15 protein-coding genes are annotated in these 17,832 nt (G+C 69.2%); 9 read left to right on the top strand and 6 right to left on the bottom strand.

Annotation, left to right across the window (positions count from 1 at the left end; translation table 11 throughout):
• Positions 1-9: 9 nt before the first annotated feature.
• On the bottom strand, positions 10-678 hold the full coding sequence (locus tag G6O69_RS34445; RefSeq protein ID WP_172307711.1) for a hypothetical protein: 669 nt from the start codon (positions 676-678) through the stop codon (positions 10-12).
• Positions 679-810: 132 nt separating this feature from the next.
• Between G6O69_RS34445 and G6O69_RS34440 the strand changes: the two genes are divergently transcribed.
• From G6O69_RS34440 to G6O69_RS34420, 5 genes are all read left to right on the top strand, one after another.
• Positions 811-1,356: a hypothetical protein gene (locus G6O69_RS34440; RefSeq protein WP_172307710.1), complete on the top strand. Its 546-nt coding sequence runs from the start codon at positions 811-813 to the stop codon at positions 1,354-1,356.
• Positions 1,357-1,436: 80 nt separating this feature from the next.
• Positions 1,437-2,405, top strand: a complete 969-nt coding sequence (gene hemB / locus G6O69_RS34435) for a porphobilinogen synthase (RefSeq protein WP_255215954.1) — start codon at positions 1,437-1,439, stop codon at positions 2,403-2,405.
• A 155-nt stretch (positions 2,406-2,560) separates the two neighbouring features.
• Entirely contained in the window at positions 2,561-4,357 is a 1,797-nt protein-coding gene (locus G6O69_RS34430) for an AMP-binding protein (protein ID WP_172307708.1), read from the top strand.
• Positions 4,358-4,613: 256 nt separating this feature from the next.
• Positions 4,614-6,047 (top strand): NYN domain-containing protein, encoded by a 1,434-nt coding sequence (locus G6O69_RS34425; RefSeq protein WP_172307707.1) that lies wholly within the window; start codon positions 4,614-4,616, stop codon positions 6,045-6,047.
• Positions 6,048-6,219: 172 nt separating this feature from the next.
• Positions 6,220-6,639: a hypothetical protein gene (locus G6O69_RS34420; RefSeq protein WP_172307706.1), complete on the top strand. Its 420-nt coding sequence runs from the start codon at positions 6,220-6,222 to the stop codon at positions 6,637-6,639.
• Between the two features lie 88 nt (positions 6,640-6,727).
• Here the strand turns inward: G6O69_RS34420 and G6O69_RS34415 are convergent, their stop codons facing one another.
• Positions 6,728-7,687: a helix-turn-helix domain-containing protein gene (locus tag G6O69_RS34415; protein ID WP_172307705.1), complete on the bottom strand. Its 960-nt coding sequence runs from the start codon at positions 7,685-7,687 to the stop codon at positions 6,728-6,730.
• A 107-nt stretch (positions 7,688-7,794) separates the two neighbouring features.
• Between G6O69_RS34415 and G6O69_RS34410 the strand changes: the two genes are divergently transcribed.
• Complete coding sequence (locus G6O69_RS34410) at positions 7,795-8,661, top strand: NAD(P)H-binding protein (protein WP_172307704.1); 867 nt, start codon at positions 7,795-7,797, stop codon at positions 8,659-8,661.
• A gap of 52 nt (positions 8,662-8,713) precedes the next feature.
• Here G6O69_RS34410 and G6O69_RS34405 read toward each other — a convergent pair whose 3' ends face one another.
• Positions 8,714-9,676 (bottom strand): Ig-like domain-containing protein, encoded by a 963-nt coding sequence (locus G6O69_RS34405; RefSeq protein ID WP_172307703.1) that lies wholly within the window; start codon positions 9,674-9,676, stop codon positions 8,714-8,716.
• A gap of 208 nt (positions 9,677-9,884) precedes the next feature.
• Here G6O69_RS34405 and G6O69_RS34400 point away from each other — a divergent pair, with 208 nt between their 5' ends.
• The 3 genes from G6O69_RS34400 (at position 9,885) to G6O69_RS34390 (ending at position 13,467) form a co-directional block, all read left to right on the top strand.
• Positions 9,885-10,385 carry a DUF4398 domain-containing protein gene (locus tag G6O69_RS34400; protein ID WP_172307702.1) on the top strand — a complete coding sequence of 167 codons (501 nt, stop codon included), beginning with the start codon at positions 9,885-9,887 and terminating at the stop codon, positions 10,383-10,385.
• A complete protein-coding gene (locus G6O69_RS34395) occupies positions 10,385-11,596 on the top strand; it encodes an OmpA family protein (protein WP_172307701.1) in 1,212 nt (403 codons plus the stop codon). Before G6O69_RS34400 ends, G6O69_RS34395 begins: the two co-directional genes overlap by 1 nt.
• Before the next feature lie 104 nt (positions 11,597-11,700).
• Positions 11,701-13,467, top strand: coding sequence for a hypothetical protein (locus G6O69_RS34390; protein WP_172307700.1), 1,767 nt, complete (start codon positions 11,701-11,703; stop codon positions 13,465-13,467).
• A 60-nt stretch (positions 13,468-13,527) separates the two neighbouring features.
• On the opposite strand, the gene G6O69_RS34385 is transcribed toward G6O69_RS34390, so the two are convergent.
• From G6O69_RS34385 to G6O69_RS34375, 3 genes are all read right to left on the bottom strand, one after another.
• Positions 13,528-15,273, bottom strand: coding sequence for an ATP-binding protein (locus G6O69_RS34385; RefSeq protein ID WP_172307699.1), 1,746 nt, complete (start codon positions 15,271-15,273; stop codon positions 13,528-13,530).
• A gap of 2 nt (positions 15,274-15,275) precedes the next feature.
• A complete protein-coding gene (locus G6O69_RS34380) occupies positions 15,276-16,481 on the bottom strand; it encodes a type II secretion system F family protein (protein WP_172307698.1) in 1,206 nt (401 codons plus the stop codon).
• 65 nt (positions 16,482-16,546) lie between these two features.
• Positions 16,547-17,653 carry a type IV pilus twitching motility protein PilT gene (locus G6O69_RS34375; RefSeq protein ID WP_172307697.1) on the bottom strand — a complete coding sequence of 369 codons (1,107 nt, stop codon included), beginning with the start codon at positions 17,651-17,653 and terminating at the stop codon, positions 16,547-16,549.
• Between the last annotated feature and the right edge of the window lie 179 nt (positions 17,654-17,832).

Genomic DNA, 17,832 nt, shown 5'->3' with positions numbered 1-17,832 from the left:
CCGCGGGCCTCAGCGCGGCGCGTCGTCTTCGCAGGGGCCGCGGTAGGCGAACTGTCGGTTGGGGCAGGAGCCCGAGCCCTGGAACTCGAAGTTGTTGCAGCCGCAGTATGTGGCGAGATCCATGGTGCAGGCTGTCTCCGCGTCGGCGCAGGTGCCCATGGCGGCGCGTCCGCAGCCCTCGAGGCCCTCGCCCAGGCACATCCCCGATGCGCATTGTCGCCCGTCTGCGCAGGGCTCGCCGATGGCGAGCTTGGGCTCGCAGGCGCCCGGGTAGGCGTAGCGCTTGCCGGGGCAGCTGCCAGAGCTCTGGAACTCGGCGCCGTCGCAGCCGCAGTAGGTGGCGAGATCCCGGGTGCACATGCGCTCGGTGGACACGCAGCGGCCCTGGCCGGCCTCGCAGCCGACGCCCTCGCAGACCTGGGCGTCGCCGCAGTCCGCGTCGCTGTCGCAGAGGGCTCCGTCCGGGAGCGCGGGGCCGGTGGGGCCGGCAGCGGCGCCCTCGTCGGCGCCTTCGTCGGCGACCTGATCCCCCTCGGCGGGGGCTGCGTCAGCTGCGCTTGCGTCCGCGTCGGTGTTGGCTTTGCTGCCTTCGTCCGATGGTTGCTGGGTCTGCACGGAGGTGGTGCAGGCCGTGGAGGTCAGGAGCAGGGCGAGGAGATAGCCGAGATTGCGCGGCACATCGCGGAGGGTAACTCAGTTTGCTACCGGTGGCCTGGCACAGCTTGGGCGGCCGCGTCTGGAGCCCGTGAGCGCCGCTTTTGCGGCTCGCCTCGGGTTGGTGAGTGTTATGCTGGGGACGTCGAGGTCCTGATGTCGGATCCCTCCCTCGCGCCGCCGCTACTGTCGAGTCCGCTCGCCCGGACCGGCCTCGCGCTGCGCGGGACTGGCTTCGCGCTGCGCGGCATTGGCTTCGCGCTGCGCGGGACTGGCTTCGCGCTGCGCGGGACTGGCTTCGCGCTGCGCGGCATTGGGTGCCGAGGTTTGGCCATCGCGGCCGTGCTCGCCGGTGTGGTCGCGCTCGCCCCTGCCTGGGCGCGCGCCGGGGATCCCCCAGAGCCGGAGCCATATACGCCCACCCCCACGCTCCACCTCCAGCCCGAGAGCGCTCGGCTGATCCTGGATCTGCCGCCGGAGCTGCTCCCGCCTCCGGACCTCGGGGCCTTCGGGCGGCCGCTCGACCCCAACGTGCACTGGGACTTCGGGGATCGCGTGCACCCTGCGCGGGCGAGCCTCGGCGCGGGCCTGCAGCTCTCGGTCGACGATCGTCGCCGCAATCTGCACTTTCAATTCAGCTTGCTCCCGCGGGCGGCGGTCGTGGTGCTGCGCTTCGATCCCGTGGCTCCGCTGCTGCGCTGATCGGTCGAATTCCTCGGCTGGACCGGGCGACTGGACTGCGCGGGTAAACCATCCCAAAGTCGCCGGCGATGGCCCTCGACATGCTCTCCCGCCCCCGCCGCAACCGTAAGAGCGCGGCGATCCGTGACGCGATCCGCGAGACCTGGCTCGGCCCCGAGCACTTCGTCTATCCGCTGTTCATCCACGAGGGCGGCGAGGACCTCGAGATTAAATCGATGCCCGGCAAGCGCCGGCTGAGCCCCGAGGGCGTGCTCGCCGAGGTCGGCAAGGCGGTCGAGCTGGGGATCCGCTCGGTCGTGCTCTTCCCGGCCATCGACGAGTCGCTCAAGACCTCCGCGGGCGACGAGTCCCACAACCCCGAGGGCCTCGTCCCGCGGACCATCGCGGCCCTCAAGGCGCGCTGGCCCGAGCTGTCCATGGTCACCGACGTCGCCCTCGACCCCTACTCGAGCGACGGCCACGACGGGATCGTGAAGGACGGGCGGATCCTCAACGACGAGACCGTCGAGGTCCTCGTCGAGCAGGCGCTGTGCCACGCCAGGGCCGGCGCGGACGTGATCTCGCCCTCGGACATGATGGACGGGCGGATCCAGGCCATCCGCGAGGCCCTCGACGACGAGGGCTTCACCGAGGTCTCGATCCTCGCCTACACCGCCAAGTACGCCTCGGCCTTCTATGGGCCGTTCCGCGACGCCCTCGACTCGGCGCCCAAGAGCGGCGACAAGAAGACCTATCAGATGGACCCGGGAAACGTCCGCGAGGCCCTGCGCGAGGTCATGCTCGACGAGGACGAGGGCGCCGACATGGTCATGGTCAAGCCCGCGGGGCCCTACCTCGACGTGATCCGGGCGGTCCGCGAGGCCACGACCTTGCCGGTCGCTGCCTATCAGGTCAGCGGTGAGTACGCCATGCTCAAAGCGGCCATCGTCAACGGCTGGCTCGACGAGCGCAAGGTCGTGCTCGAGAGCCTGACGGCGATCCGCAGGGCCGGCGCCGACCTGATCTTGACTTACTTCGCCCCCGAGGCCGCCGGCTGGTTGAAGGGCTGAAGGTCGCGGTGAGCGTGGCGACTGTGTGGCCGCTTGCGCGGCTGCACGGGGCCGCCGTGGGCTGACTTCGAGGCGCGGCTTTGCGGGCCTCGTCGCCATGATTCACGTGGTGACTGCCTATCGTAGAACCCCGCTTCGTGGTAGGGAATCGCCCAATGAGTGACGACGCGGCGATTCGCGAGCTCCCCGCCAAGACCGTGATGCAGACTTTCGCCGAGGCCGTCGAGGCCCACGGCGACGGGCCGGCGTTGCGCTGGAAGACAGCCTCGGGGGTGTGGCGCGACACGTCGTGGAAGGAGTACCGGACCGAGGTCTTCCGGGCCGCGCGCGGGCTGATCGCCCTGGGCCTCGAGCCCAAGAAGGGCGTGGCGATCATCGGCTTCAATCGTCGTGAGTGGATCATCGCCGACATCGCGGCGATCCACGCCGGGGGCGTGCCCGTCGGCATCTACACCACGAGCTCGCCGGAGCAGTGCCAGTACATCGCCAGCCACGCCGACGCCAACGTGGCGGTCGTCGAGGACCTGACCCAGCTCGAGAAATTTCTGGCGATCCGCGATCAGCTCCCCGAGCTCCAGGCGATCGTGCTGATGAAGGGCGAGCACGACGACGCCGGCGTCTACTCCTGGGAGCAGCTGCTCGCCAAGGCCGAGGACACCACCGAGGCCGAGCTCGAGGCGCGCATGGCCGCCCAGGACACCGAGGACATCTGCACGCTGATCTACACCTCGGGGACCACGGGCAACCCCAAGGGCGTGATGCTCAGCCACGACAACCTGACCTGGACCTCGAAGTCGGCGAGCTCGGTCATGGACATCGACGGCGAGGCGCTGCTCCTGAGCTACCTGCCGCTCTCGCACATCGCCGAGCAGATCGTCTCGATCTACGTCCCCCTGCACGTCGGCGCCTGCACCTGCTTCGCCGAGAGCATGGACAAGCTCGGCGACAACCTGCGCGAGATCAGGCCGCACATCTTCTTGGGCGTGCCCCGCGTGTGGGAAAAAATTCAGGCCAAGATGATCACCGTGGGGGCGAAGAACCCCCCGCTGAAGAAGAAGATCGCCGCCTGGGCGCGCAAGATCGGGCTCGAGGCGACCGCGGCCAAGGAGCGCGGCGAGGCCCCGCCGCTGCTGTACGGGCTCGCCGAGAAGTTCGTGTTCTCGGGCGTCCGCGCGAACCTCGGCCTCGACCGCAGCCGCCTCAACATCACCTCGGCCGCGCCGATCGCCAAGGAGACCCTCGACTTCTTCGCCAGCCTCGGCGTGCTGATCAACGAGGTCTACGGCATGAGCGAGTGCACCGGCCCGGCGACCATGTCGATCCCCAGGCGCTTCCGCGTCGGCTGGGTCGGGTTCAGCGTCCCCGGGGGCGAGACCAAGGTCGCCGACGACGGTGAGATCTGCATGCGCGGTCGCCACGTGTTCAAGGGCTACTACAAGAACCCCGAGGCCACGGCCGCGGCCCTCGACGAGGACGGCTGGCTGCACTCCGGCGACATCGGCATCACCGAGTCCGGGCTGTTCAAGATCACCGACCGCAAGAAGGACCTGATCATCACCGCCGGCGGCGAGAACATCGCCCCGCAGGTGATCGAGGGCAAGCTCAAGAACATCAACTGGGTCAGCCAGGCGGTGGTCGTGGGCGATCGCCGCAAGCACCTCTCGGCGCTGCTGACCCTCGACGAAGAGAAGTTCGAGGAGGTCCTCAAGCTCTCGGGGAGCACGGCCGAGCTGCTCGAGGAGGCCGCCGAGGACGCCAAGATCCACGATTGGCTGCTGTCCGAGGTTCAAAAGGTCAACGCGGGCCTCGCCCGGGTCCAGCAGATCAAGAAGATCAAGATCCTCCCGCGCGACCTGAGCATCGAGGGCGGGGAGCTCACGCCCACGATGAAGGTCAAGCGGCGCATCGTCAACGACAAGTACAAGCAGGAGATCGAGGCGTTTTACGCCTGAGCGGCCGCTCGCGGTCGCCCTGCGCCCTCGTCTCGTGCGCGAGCCTCCGGCCTGGGCCGGAGGCTCGTTTTGTTTCGTGTGCACGGCCTCGCACGCTCACGGGCGCGCCGCGATGGAGGCTCTCGCGGCCCTGGGAGCCCGAGTTGGACCCTCGGCGAGCGCTTCGTGAGCGCTCGTGCGCGCCTTTTATCGCAACAGAATTGCTCCTGGGGCGACTTCCTTTTATGGGATCCTCTGCAATCTGAGGAGGTCAGTCATGTCTGCGCAACAGCGCATCGCAATGTTTCTCGATTTTGAGAATTTGGTCTATGGACTCGAGAACAACGAGCCACGCGAGGGCGGTCGAGAGATCGGCCTCGACGTCGAGCGCCTGGTTCGCTTCGCCCGGGACGAGGGCAGGCTGATCGTCGCGCGGGCCTACGCCGACTGGCGCAGCCCCGCGGTCCGCCAGCATCAGCGCGATCTCTATGTTCAGGGGATCGAGCCGATCAATGTGTTTGGTCGGCGCTACGACAACGAGGTCAAGAATTCCGTCGACGTCGCGCTGTGTGTGGACGCGGTCGAGTCGCTCTTCGTGCGCGAGTACGACACCTTCGTGTTGATCTCCGGCGACCGCGACTTCCTCCCGCTGCTGCGTTGCGTGCGGAGCCACGGCAAGCGAGTGATCGGCGTGTCCGTGCGCGAGTCGGCCTCCCGCGACCTGCCCAATCTTTGTGATCGCTTCGTCTACTACCGCGACCTGTGGGCGGCCTATGGTCCCGAGGAGCGGCGCGAGGGGGTCAGCGAGGGCCAGATCCGCGACTTCGAGGTGCTCAAGGAGCGCATCCGCGAGCTCCTGGTCGAGGAGGTCGGGGTCAGCGGGGTGCTCGGGGCCAGCCTCAAGCCGCTGATCCGCAACCGCATCGACCCGGGCTTCGACGAGACCCGCTTTGGCTTCGTCAAATTCTCCAAGCTGCTCGAGGCCATGTCCGACGTGCTGAGCTTCGAGTACACCAACGATCTCCAGGGCGGGGACATCCGCGTGTTCGCGCGGGGCATCGGCGTGGAGGACGGGGTGGTCGGGCTCGAGGCGGCCGCGGGCACGCCGGCCGGGGAGCGTCGGCGGATCAGCGCGCCTCTGCTCGCGCCGGGGGTCGTGGGCTCGGCGCAGGTCAGCGCCGGGGCGAGCGCGGACGCCAACGGGCCGATCAGCCTCGAGTCCTTCTTGAACCGGGCCCGGGCGCGCCTCGATCGCACCGGCCTGCACATCGATCGCGCCGTCCGCCTCGACGTGCTCGAGAGCGTGTTCGCGGCCTTGCCCCAGGCGGGTGAGCACCGCGGCCAGGCCGACATCATCGAGTCGCTCGAGGGCCGACAGAGCGCGGGCGGGCGCGAGCTGGATCACGAGACCCTGCGCCGCTACCTGTGGGCGCTCTACCAGTCCTTCGTGTTCGACATCCACCCAGACGATCGCCGCCTCCACCACCTCGAGCGCCGACTCCAGCTCAAGACCGAGTTCCGCTCGGTCGACGCGCTGAGCACTCGCCTGGATCAGAGCCTGGTCTACAAGGTGTGGGAGCTGCTGCCCACGGATCCAGAGCTGCGCCTGGACTACACCATGGCGCTGCTCGAGTACGACGAAGGCGAGGACAGCCAGGCGCTGGCGCGCAAGCAGCTCGAGCGCGTCGAGAACACGCGCAAGATGTTCTGAGAGCGGCGATCGCTTCGAGCTGTAATTTTTGCTTCGCGGTCGCGGCGCCTGACACTGAGCCCCCCAGTGTGCTCGAATTGCGTGTTTCGTCAGCTCTCGACCGCGAAGACCCCTACCCAGAGCGGGCGTCGAGCCGCGTGCAACCGAGGCCGGAGGGTGCGAACATGAGCCCGTGCCGCCCGCCGCCCTCGCGCTGATCGACGCCGTTTTTCAGCTCGCGCTGCACCACAGCCGCCGAGCCCAGAGCGTGGCCATGCCCGAGCACGAGTCGGGCAGCGTCCGCGCCGAGATCCGCGGGCCGCTGACCGAGGCCGAGTCGGCCGGCTGCATCCGGGTCGACGTGATCGTCACCCTCCAGCCTCGGGGTGGGGGCGAGCCCGAGGTCCGCCGGGTCGACTTTTGTATCGACCTCGAGGGCGAGCGTCTGCTCGCGTCCTCCGTATCCTTGGCCGAGATCCCCCTCGACCGCAGCGGCCTGGCGCTGCTGATCGGCGAGCTCGAGTCGTGGTGCTACGTCCAGATCCCCGTGCAGCGCATCGACTACACGGAGAGCGAGGACGATCCGATGGTCACCGCGGACATCGAGCCCTAGAGCGGCGCCTGGCGCCGGGAATTTCGTCGAGGGCGCGAAGCCCAAACGCTGCTGTACCGGGCGTACTGCACCGGGCGTACTGCGAGTTTCACCGCGGGCTCCTCGCGCGGCGGAGCGCCCGATGCAGTGAGCTGGTCTGGGCGTAGCCTGCCGCGAGCGCGGCCTCCTGGGGCGAGCGTCCGGCCGCGAGCAGGGCCTTGGCGCGGAGCAGCCGGCGCTCGGCGATGAGCTGACGCGAGCTGAGGCCGAGCTCGCCGAGCCGGCGCTGGAGCGTCCGCGCGCTCATGCCCAGGCCGCGCGCGAGGCTGGGCAGGGCGACGGGGCCGTCGGCGATGCGGGCGTCGATGGCCGCGCACAAGCTCGCCAGCTCGCCCGCCAGCTCGGGCCTTCGGTCCTCGAGGTAGGCGTCGAAGAAGGCGTGCATGGCCCGGTTCGCCCCGGGGAGGGGCAGGGCGAGGCAGGCCGCGTCGACGATGACCTCGGCGGCGGCCGTGGCCGTGGTCGGAGGGTGGACCGCGGCCCCGAGCCGGCGGGCGAGCTCGTCTGGATCGGCCCCGCGGAGCTCGCCCACGCGCCACCCGATCTCGACCACGAAGCCCTGGGGTCCGAGCAGCGCCGCGCCGTTGACGGCCACATCGGCGACGAAGAATTGCGCGGACAGGGCGTGGGCGGGGCGCGTCGGGCCGTGGGGAAAATAGGCCAGGTGCAGGCGCTCGCCTCGGGTCGTCAGGGTGTAGCGCTCGGCGGGGCTGAGCACCGCCTGGTGACGAAAGATCGCGTCGAGGGCGTCGCCGAGGGTCTCGCTGGTCGACATCACGAAGGTCAGCGCGCCCATGGTCTGGCGGCCCAGGGCGAAGGCCAGGTCGACCCCGAGGTAGGGGGCGGACAGGGCCGCGGCCAGGTGCTCGAGGCCGTCGTAGTACCAGGCGATGGGCACCTGGGCCTCGGCCTCGAAGGCCTCCGCCGAGGGCTCGGGCGTGTCCACGCCTCGGCTCGCGGCGTAGCGCTGGACCAGCTGGACCAGCGTGGCTGCGACGGTGGCGGACACCCCTGGACCCTCGCCCGGAGCGGGGCTGGCTTCAAGTTGGCGCGTCGGGTCGCGAGATTGGCGGCTCGGGACGAGACAGAACGGCCCGCACGGCCCACGATCTGGCCATGACGAAGCCACTCGCCGTCATCGCCGGGGCCACCGGCTACCTCGGAGGTCACGTCGCGCTCGCCGCTCGCCGCTCGGGCTACCGCGTTCGGGCCCTGGCTCGGGACGCCAGCCGCGTGCCGAGCGACGCCTGTGACGAGATCTTCGAGGCCCAGGCGACCGAGCCCGCGACGCTCGAGGGGCTCTTCGAGGGCGCCTCGGTGGCCTTCTCGAGCGTCGGTGTGCGCCACTTTCGACGCCACCCCGACATCTGGGAGGTCGACGAGCGCGCGAACCTCAATTTGGTGGAGGCGGCCGAGCGCGCGGGCGTGGAGCGCTTCGTGTTCGTGTCGCTCTTCGACGGCGAGCACATCCGCGAGGGCCTCGCCGTCGCCGAGGCGCGCGAGCGGGTGGTCGACCGCCTGCGCCGAAGCCCGATGACCCGCGCGGTGCTCCGCCCGACGGGCTTCTTCAACGACATGGACGAGATCCTCGAGATGGCCCGGGGCGGTCGGGTGTGGCTGATCGGCTCCGGGGAGCAGCGCCTCAACCCGATCCACGGCGCGGACCTGGCCGCCGAGGCGGTCGCTCACTTCGCGGGGGAGCAGGGCGAGTGGGACGTGGGCGGGCCGGAGGTCCTCAGTCAGCGAGAGATCGGCGCCCTGGCCTTCGCGGCCCTCGAGCGGCCGGCTCGCTTTGGCCACCTCCCTCCGGGAGTGATCGAGGCGGCGGCCGCCCTCGCGGGGCCCTTCAGCGTCAACGCCCGGACCTTCCTGCGCATGTTCGCGATGCTCGGTCGCCGCGACATCGTGGCTCCCTGCGCGGGGACGCGGCGGTTGGCCGAGCACTTTCGCGCGCGGGTACAGGCCAGCGCGCGGGCGGCCTGATCCGGCCTGATCCGGCCTGATCCGGCCTGATCCGGCCTGGATCGCCGCGCGATCAGGGCTCGATGCCCGCGGCGATCCAGTGGGCGAGGTCGACGAGATCCGCGTGGGGCAGGGGATCTTCGGGGGGCATGGCGACGCCGTGGATGCCCCGGAGCGCGTCGCCCTCGGCGTCGCGGACCATCTTTTGGATCAGGTAGCTCTCCGAGGGCATGCGCGGCGAGACCATGGCGAAGCCGGTGGGCTCGCTGCCCTCGCGCAAGACCAGCCCGGACCAGGCGAGGGTGGGATCGCTGAGGTCGAGGCGGGCGAGGGCGAGCTCGGCGTTCTCACCTTCGCCGCCCTGGTGGCAGCCACAGGCCGCCCGCTCGGGATCGAAGACCCGCCCGGTCTCGAACAGCGCCTCGATGCTCGGGCCGTCGGGGAGCGCGGGGATCTCCTCGGGGAGGGGATCCCCGACGGAGCCGGCGACGCGAAATTCGATGAACAGCCGGAGATCTCCACCCTCGGACAGGGTCCAGCCGTCCTGCGTGGTGTCGAGGGCGCCGCCGGACCAGCCCAACCCCGAGAGCGCGCGCAGGCGGACGCGGTAGGTCAGCCCGGCGCGGAGCGGAGACTCGGGGGTCAAGGAGAGCACCGAGCCGGGACACCAGCGCTCGCTCGCCAGGAGATCGCGGCTCCCTGGCGCCCGCCAGCTGAACAGCTGGACCTCCTGCTGGGTGTCGAAGGTCAAGGTCGCGGAGTGCAAGGTCGCGTCGAATTCATTGACCACGCGGGGATCGAGCTCGCCGGACAGGCAGATGTCGATGCGGGTCAGGGGGTCGACATCGACGGCGCCGTCCGCCGGGATCGTCTCGATGATCTCCAGGGGCGCGGCGTCGGCCTCGAAGCGCGGGCTCTCGGCCAATTCTGCGCAAGACAGGCAAAATAGCCCGGCTGCTGGCGCGATCGGCCGCCGGCTGGGGAGCCGGTGACGCCCGGGAGGCACCCGGGAGCGCGCGTCAGCGAGCGCTACCACCGGCCCAGAGTAGCAGCGCGAGAAGCCCCGTACGTACTGCGCAGGCGTCGCGCCAGGCCTCAGACCCATGTTTGACCACGAGAGCACCGACTTTCGTCTCCGCCGGCTTGTTGACCCTGTGCGCGCTGCCCTGCTATCGTCGCCGCCGAATTCGCCGTTGTTGTACGGGTTGCGACCCCTACGACAGGCGCCACGCCGGGAGTCATCGGTGCCTCGATCCACTGCTCGACACATTCCTCGACTCATCGCGCTCGCGGCCATCGTCGCGTGCGCGGGATGCGGCCCCTTTGGCTACCTCAAGAAAGTTGCCAGCGAAGCGACGCGCGCCGTCGCCGAAGCCGAGGCCGCCGGCGCCGAGGAGTACGCCCCCTACGAGTACTGGGGAGCCGTGACCTACCTCGAGCAAGCCAAGGTCTTGATGGGCTACAGCGAGTACGAGCGCTCCTTCGACTTTGGTGAGCGCGCCAAGGACCTCGCCAAGGAGGCCAAGCTCAAGGCCCAGCGTGTCAAGAAGGGCGGCTCCGTGGTCCAGGACGAGGACATCGCCGCGCCCACGGACATGGTCGACCAGGAGGGCAAGCCCGTCGACACCCTCGAGGAGGCCCAGTCCGGAGGCGACGCAGACGCCGACGCCGATGCGGACGCCGACGGTGAGGGCGAGGTCGAGGGCAAGGCCAGCGGCAAGCTCGAGATCGGGGGAGGCGAGTGATGGCCAACCGCAAGCCGACCACCGACACCACGCCCGCGCGCCGCTCCTTCGGGGAGATCGGGCTCGGGGTGATCGCTCCGCTCGCGCTGGTCTTCGTGCTGCCGAGCTGCGCGGGCAAGACCCTCGAGGGCAAGGTCATGGGCACCCAGACCCGGCTCCAGGACGCGATCGGCAACGGCTCCAAGAGCATCGGCTGCGCGCCCAAGGAGACCGCCCTCGCCGAGGCCAACGTCAAGTTCGCCGAAGAGGCCCTGCGCATGGGCGAGTACTACCGGGGCAAGGAGCACGTGATCCTCGCCGGGAAGTACACCGAGATCGCCGAGCTCAAGACCGACCCCGTGCGCTGCCGTGCCCCGGGCCAGGTTACCCCCACGGCCCAGCCCACCGCGGGTGACCGCGACGGCGACGGCTACGACGACGACGCCGACAGCTGCCCCGACGAGGCCGAGGACTTCGACGCCTTCGAGGACGAGGACGGCTGCCCCGACAAGGACAACGACGGCGACGGTGTGCTCGACGCGGCGCGCTTCGAGAACGGCACCTGGGTCAACCTCGACCAGAAGGACGGGGTCGACTGCCGCAACGATCCGGAGGACCCGGACGGCTTCGAGGACGAAGACGGCTGCCCCGATCCCGACAACGATCAGGACGGCATCCTCGACGCCAACGACCAGTGCCCCAACGACGCCGAGGACATCGATCAGTTCGAGGACGAGGACGGCTGTCCCGACCCCGACAACGATCAAGACGGCATCCTCGACGCCGACGACCAGTGCCCCCTCGACCCCGAGGACATGGACGGCGACGCCGACGAAGACGGCTGCCCCGACCTCGCGGTCAAGGTCGACCCTTGCGCGATCAAGCTCGACGACAAGGTCTACTTCGAGTTCAACAAGTGGAACGTCGACCCCAAGAGCTACAAGCTCCTCGACGACGTCGTGACGGTGATGCGGACCAACCCCGACATCACCATCGAGATCGGCGGCCACACGGACAGCAAGGGCAGCGACAAGTACAACAAGAAGTTGTCGCAAAAGCGCGTCGACAGCGTGCGCACCTACCTCATCGACAAGGGCGTCAAGGACACCCGAGTCACCGCCGTGGGTTACGGCGAAGGTGTGCCGATCGACACCAACCGCACCGCCGAAGGACGCGCGAACAACCGGCGCGTCGAGTTCAACCGCACCGACAACCCCGAGTGCAAGAAGTGAGCGTCCGGGCTCCCCGGACTCTCGAGCGCGCGGGTGCGCGCACAAACGCCACTGGCCCGGGCCTCGCCCGGGCGCCCCTCGGGCGGGCTCGGTAGGAGCGCTACATGGACCGCAACTTCGCCTCGTTCAAGCCCCGGTTTTGCGCCCGGGCCACCCCCCTCCTCGTCTCCGGCGTCCTCGCGGCCATCATCGGTCTCGCGCCCCAGGCGGCCCTCGCCGCCCCGCGCGACGACATGAAGGCCGCGTACGACAAGGCCCTGTCGCAGGCCAACAACGACCTCGACTACGAGGGCGCGCTGTCGACGATCAACAACGCGATCACCTCGGCGATCAACGCTGGGCTCGGCGACGACCCGGTGCTCGCGTCGCTCTACATGCTGCGCGCCGCGCTGACCTTCACCGCCGAGGGGCACGCGGCCAAGGATCGGATCATCGCCGACCTCAAGGGCGCGGTCATCCTCAACTACTACGTGGTCGTGCCGGTGGAGATGCGCTCCGACGACCTCGCCAAGTACATGGAGCAGGCGCGCCAGGCCTCCGGGCTCTCGGCGCCGCAGCCCATCACCTTGCGCGAGGTCAGCCCGACCTGCGGCGAGGACATGCACTTCGAGGTCCTGCTCAGCGTGCCCGACGGCGGCAGCGCGGCGCTCTACTGGCGCAAGCAGGGCGACACCGGCGAGTTCAACGGCGCCGAGATGGCGGCCTTCTCCAACGTGGCCGAGGTCGACGTCCCGGCGTCCGGTCACGCTGACGCCAACATCGAGTACTTCGTCTACGCCTTCGACGCGTCGAACAACCCGGTCGCCAACCTCGGGCTCCAGGACGAGCCGATGGTCCTCGAGCAAAACTGCAACGCCGAGCCCGTGGAGGCGGACGAGCCCGAGGTCGAAGAGAAGCCCAAGGAAGAGAGCAGCCTGCCGCGCTTTTGGGTCAACATCGGCTTTGGCACCGGCTTTGGTGTCGCCAGCGGCACGGCCGAGAACACCTACCGCCAGTTCTTCCCGCGCGGGGCGCAGGCCTACGGCGCCGCCGAGGCCGGCTGCGCCATCGCCCGCTGGGTCGCCGGCGAGAAGGACGTGTCCACGGTCGACGCCACGAAATTGCTCGCGGCCTTCCAATCCTTTGGCGCCCCCGACCAGATCGACGCGATGGTGGCGAGCTACGACGCCACGGCCTGCGCCGAGCGTCACCCCGTGTCCACGGGGATGGCCATCGCCCCCTTCCACATCGAGCCCGAGTTCTCCTTCCGCCTGGGCAACCGGGTGTCCTTGGGCGTGTTCTCGCGGCTGCAGGTGGTGACGGGCGCCAAGCTCTACCGCGACGACGCCAGCAAGAGCTTGAGCACGGCCTACACCGAGGACGTGCGCTCCATCAATCCCCAGGGCGTCAGGCAGAAGGTCGCCTTCTCCTGGACCGCCGGGATCAAGTTCAAGTACTTCCTGGGCAAGGACGAGTGGAAGATTCGCCCCTTCGTGGGCGCCTTCGCCGGCTACGGCCACGCCCGCCTGCGCGTCGACATGGGCTTCGCCAACGACCGCAACGGCAACAGCGTCCCCGATGACGTCGAGATCGCCTCGGACGTCGACTCGACCGGCTCGGGCTGCTTCCCGGTCTGGCCCTACAACAACGCCTGCGACTCGGGCAACAACGAGGACGCCACGATCGCCCAGTCGGTCGCGCAAAACGCCGACTCGAGCAACCGCATCGACGTGGTCAAGATCGGCCCGGTCTTCGCTGGCGCGATGTTTGGCTTCAGCTATCAGATAGCGAAGCACTTCGCGCTCTTCGGCGAGCTGCAGATCGGCGGCTACTTCCCGGACCAGTCGAGCGTGCTCTTCGACCTCGTGGTCGGACCTTCGATCACCTTCTGAGCGCTTCTCTCGCTCGCGCAAGGCCCCCGTTGGTGTGACCAGCGGGGGTTTTTTGCGCGCTCAGCCGAGGGTCGGCTCTTTGCGGGGCAGCGTGAGCACGAAGCTGGTGCCCTCGCCGACCACCGAGAACACCTGGATGTCCCCGCCGTGGTCTTCGATGATCCGGTGGACGAGGGCCAGGCCGATGCCCGAGCCGCCCTCCTTGGTCGAGAAGAAGGGTTCGAAGATCCGCTCGAGGTTCTCGCTGGGGATGCCCCGGCCGTGGTCGCGGACCATCAGGCTGACGGCGTCGCTGCGCCCGATCACCCCGAGCTCGAGCTTGCCGACCTGGTCCATGGCCTGGGCGCCGTTGCGGGCGAGGTTCCACAGCACCTGGGTGAGCTGGGCGGCGTCGATGTCGGCCGTGGTCGAGGGCTCGGGCTCGGGTTCGGGGAGGTCGAGGATGAACTCGATCTCGGCGAGGTTGGGGTCGGCGCGCAGGCCATCGACGAGCTCGCGCACGAGCTTGGCGATGTCGGTGGGCGTGCGCATGAGCTGGCGCGGGCGGGTGTAGTCGAGCAGCTCGCTGACGATGGTGTTGAGCCGGGCCGACTCGCGGCGGATCACCCGGATCAGCCGCTGGTCTTCCTCGTTTTGGGTCTCGCTCTCGAGCAGCTCGGCGCAGCCGGCGATGGCAGCCAGCGGGTTGCGGACCTCGTGGGCCACGGACGCCGCGAGCCCGCCGAGGGCGGCGAGGCGCTCGTTGCGACGCACGACCCGCTCCATCTCGCGCAGCTTGCTGACATCCTGGAAGGTCACGACGTGGCCCAAGAAGCCGCCGCGTTCGTCGAGCAGAGGGCTACAGCTGAGCCCGAGGTGGACCTCGCGGTTGTCGTCGGCGCGGGTGATGTCGAGCTCGAAGCGGTTGCGGAAGCCGCCCGAGTCGTCGAGGTGAGCGCTGAGCCCGGGGATGAGCGCGTCGCAGGTCTGGCCGGGGAGCTCGCCGGCGACGCCGAGGAGCTCGCGGGCGGTGGGGTTGGCGAACACCACCCGGCGGCGCGGATCCACGGTCAGCAGCCCCGAGGTCAAGGAGCGCACGATGTTCTCGGTCAGGTTGCGCAGGTTGCCGAGGTCGGAGACCGAGGACAGCAGCTGGCGGTTGAGGTAGGCCGACAAGATCGCCACGAAGCCGATCGCCGCGCTGGTCCGCAGCAGCGACAGCCACAGCACGTTGGCGGCGATCGGCCCGGGCGCGGGCTTGGCCTCGCCGGGGAGCTGGAGCAGGCCAGAGAGCTGGACCAGGCTCAGGCCCGCGAACACCAGGCCGCAGGTGCCCGCGGCGATCCAGATTCGCCTGCGGTCGCCCATGGTCGCGGCCCCGAGCACGGCGACAGGGAAGAGGAACACGAAGTCCGAGTGCACTCCACCGGTCAGCAGCACGCAGGCCGAGGCCATGAGCACGTCGAAGGCGATCTGTACGCTGGCGATGCGCGGCAGGGCGCGCCTGGCCAGCGGGCCGCGGCTGGGTCGCAGGCGCCAGGCGTAGCCCACGGTCAGCGCGTAGCCGGCCGTGAGCAGCAGCCCGAGCAAGGTGTCGCGCAGGCTGCTCTCGCGCGCCTCGGGTAGAAAGGAGGTCGAGGCGAGGACCAGGGTCATGACCCCGAGCAAGCCGAGGCGGAAGAGCATGAAGTAGCTCATCCGCCGCTGGAGCGCCTCGACGCGCTCGCCCGAGGAGTCGAGCTCCCTGGACAGGCGCTCGGCTGGATCCTCGACCGCGGTCTTGGTGGCCTTGGTGGTCTTGGCGACCTTGGCCTTGGCCGCGCCCACGGCTACTTGATGCCGCCGGCGACGTCGAAGATCGGCAGGTACATGGCGATCAGCAGGCCACCGACGCCGACGCCGAGGAACACGAGGATCAGCGGCTCGAGCATGGCGCTGAGCGCCGCGACGGCCGCGTCGACCTCTTCTTCGTAGAAGTCGGCGATCTTTTGGAGCATGTCGTCCATGGCGCCGGTCTGCTCGCCGACGCCGATCATCTGCACGACCATGGGCGGGAAGATGCCGGTCTCGAGCAGGGGCGAGGCGATGTCCTTACCCTGGGAGACCTTCTCGCGCGCGTAGAGGATGGCCTTGGTGACCACCGTGTTGCCGGCGGTGCGCGCGACGATGTCCATGGCGTCGAGGATCGGCACGCCCGAGGCGAGCAGGGTGCCGAGGGTGCGGGTGAAGCGGGCGACCGCGCCCTTGCGGACCACGTTGCCGAAGATCGGCAGGCGCAGCAGGACCTGGTCCCAGAGGTAGCGCCCGCGCTCCGTGCGGAGGAAGGAGGAGAACGCGAAGCCGAGCGCCACGACGACCGGGATGATGATCAGCGCGTTGCCGGTGATGAAGTGGCTGATCGCCAGGACCACCCGCGTGGGGGCGGGCAGCGAGCCGGCCCCGAGGTCCTTGAACATCTTCTCGAAGGTCGGCAGCACGAAGGTCATCATGACGATCATGATGCCGATACCGACGACGACGATCGCCGTGGGGTAGACCAGCGCGCCGCGAACCTGCCGGCCGAGCTTGGCCGACTTCTCGAGGTAGGTGGCCATGCGCCGGAAGATCAGGTCGAGGATACCGCCGGCCTCGCCGGCCGCGACCAGGTTGCGGAACAGGTCGTCGAAGACCCTGGGGTAGAGGGCGAGGGCCTCGGACAGGGACTTGCCGGCCTCGACCTCGGCCTTGACCTTGAACAGCATCGCGCCGAAGCGCTGGTTTTCGGCCTGGCTCGCGAGCATGTCGAGGCACTGCACGAGCGGCAGGCCGGCGTCGATCATGGTCGAGAAGGTCCGCGTGAACACGACCATGTCCTTGAGCGTGACGCCCGTGCCCAGGGACGGCAGCTTGAGCTCGAGGGGCTTTTTCTTGACCGAGCCGACGATCAGCCCCTGGGCGGTGAGCTTATCGCGGACCGAGGCCTCGGAGTCGGCCTCCATGGAGCCGCCGCGGGCCTCCCCGGTGCGGGTCGTCGCTTCCCAGATCCAGGTTGCCATGCTTGTCTACCGTGCGGTGCGGCTCGCGGTCGGCGCGAGCGGGTGGTGGTGAGTGGTCATGGTGATCAGTAGTTCCGGCTCTTGCGCTGGACCTGGGACAGGCCCTTGCCGGCCTGGAGCAGGGACGAGAGCTCGGCCGGAGAGCTCGAGCGGTGCAGCGCGGTCTCGCGGTCGATCTCGCCGGCGAGGACGAGCTCGGCGAGCGCCTGGTTGAAGGTCTGCATGCCGTGCTCGCCCTGGCCAACCTGCATCTGCGAGTAGATCTGGTGGATCTTGTCCTCGCGCATGAGGTTCCGGATGCCCGAGGTGGGGATCATGATCTCCATGGCGAGGCAGCGCCCGCCGCCGCGCTTGGGCAGCAGCGCCTGACAGAGCACGCCCTGGAGCACCAAGCTGAGCTGGGCGCGGATCTGGCTCTGCTGGTGGGGCGGGAACACGTCGATGATGCGGTTGATCGTCTGGACCGCGCTGTTGGTGTGCAGCGTGCCGAAGGTGAGGTGGCCGGTCTCGGCCACGGTCAGCGCGGCCTGGATCGTCTCCGGGTCGCGCATCTCGCCGATCAGCACTACGTCGGGATCCTGGCGGAGCACCGACTTGAGCGCGCGGGTGAAGCTGTTGGAGTCGGCCCCGATCTCGCGCTGGTTGACGAGGCACTTTTGGTGGTTGTGGATGTACTCGATCGGATCCTCGAGGGTCATGATGTGCTCACGACGCTCGCGGTTGATCAGGTCGATCATCGCCGCCAAGGAGGTGCTCTTGCCCGAGCCCGTGGGTCCGGTGACCAGCACGAGGCCGCGGGGCTTGCGGGCGAGCTCTCGCACGACCTCGGGCAAGTTGAGCTGCTCGAAGCTGCGGATCTCGTAGGGGATCAGGCGGAAGGCCCCGGCGACGGCGCCCTTTTGCATGTAGAGGTTGGCGCGGAAGCGGGCCAGACCCTTGACGCCGAAGCTGAGGTCGAGCTCGAGGCTCTCCTCGAAGCGGTGCTTTTGCTTGTCCGAGAGGATCGAGTAGCAGAGCGTCCGGGTGTCGTCGCTCGTGAAGGGGGGCGTTCGCAGCGGGACCAGCCGGCCGTCGAGGCGCAGCATCGGCGGCGAATTGGTGGTGATGTGGAGGTCCGTCGCCCCCTGATCGAGCATGGCCTTGAGCAGCTGGTGAAGGTTGACCTGAGTCATGGGCGGTCCCGCGGACGCTCGGGCCTTCAGAGTACCGATCACTGGGCTAATTCGCCAACTTCGGGCAAGAGCAGTCCGTGCGGCGGGTCTGCGCGAAGGCGACCCCCAAAAAAGGGTGCACGCGTGAGCAGCAGGCCCGGGGCGCCGCTGGGAGGCGCGGGCGGATCGGCCGACGAGCA

Source organism: Pseudenhygromyxa sp. WMMC2535 (assembly GCF_011083025.2).
This window is presented reverse-complemented; position numbering and strand designations above follow the sequence as displayed.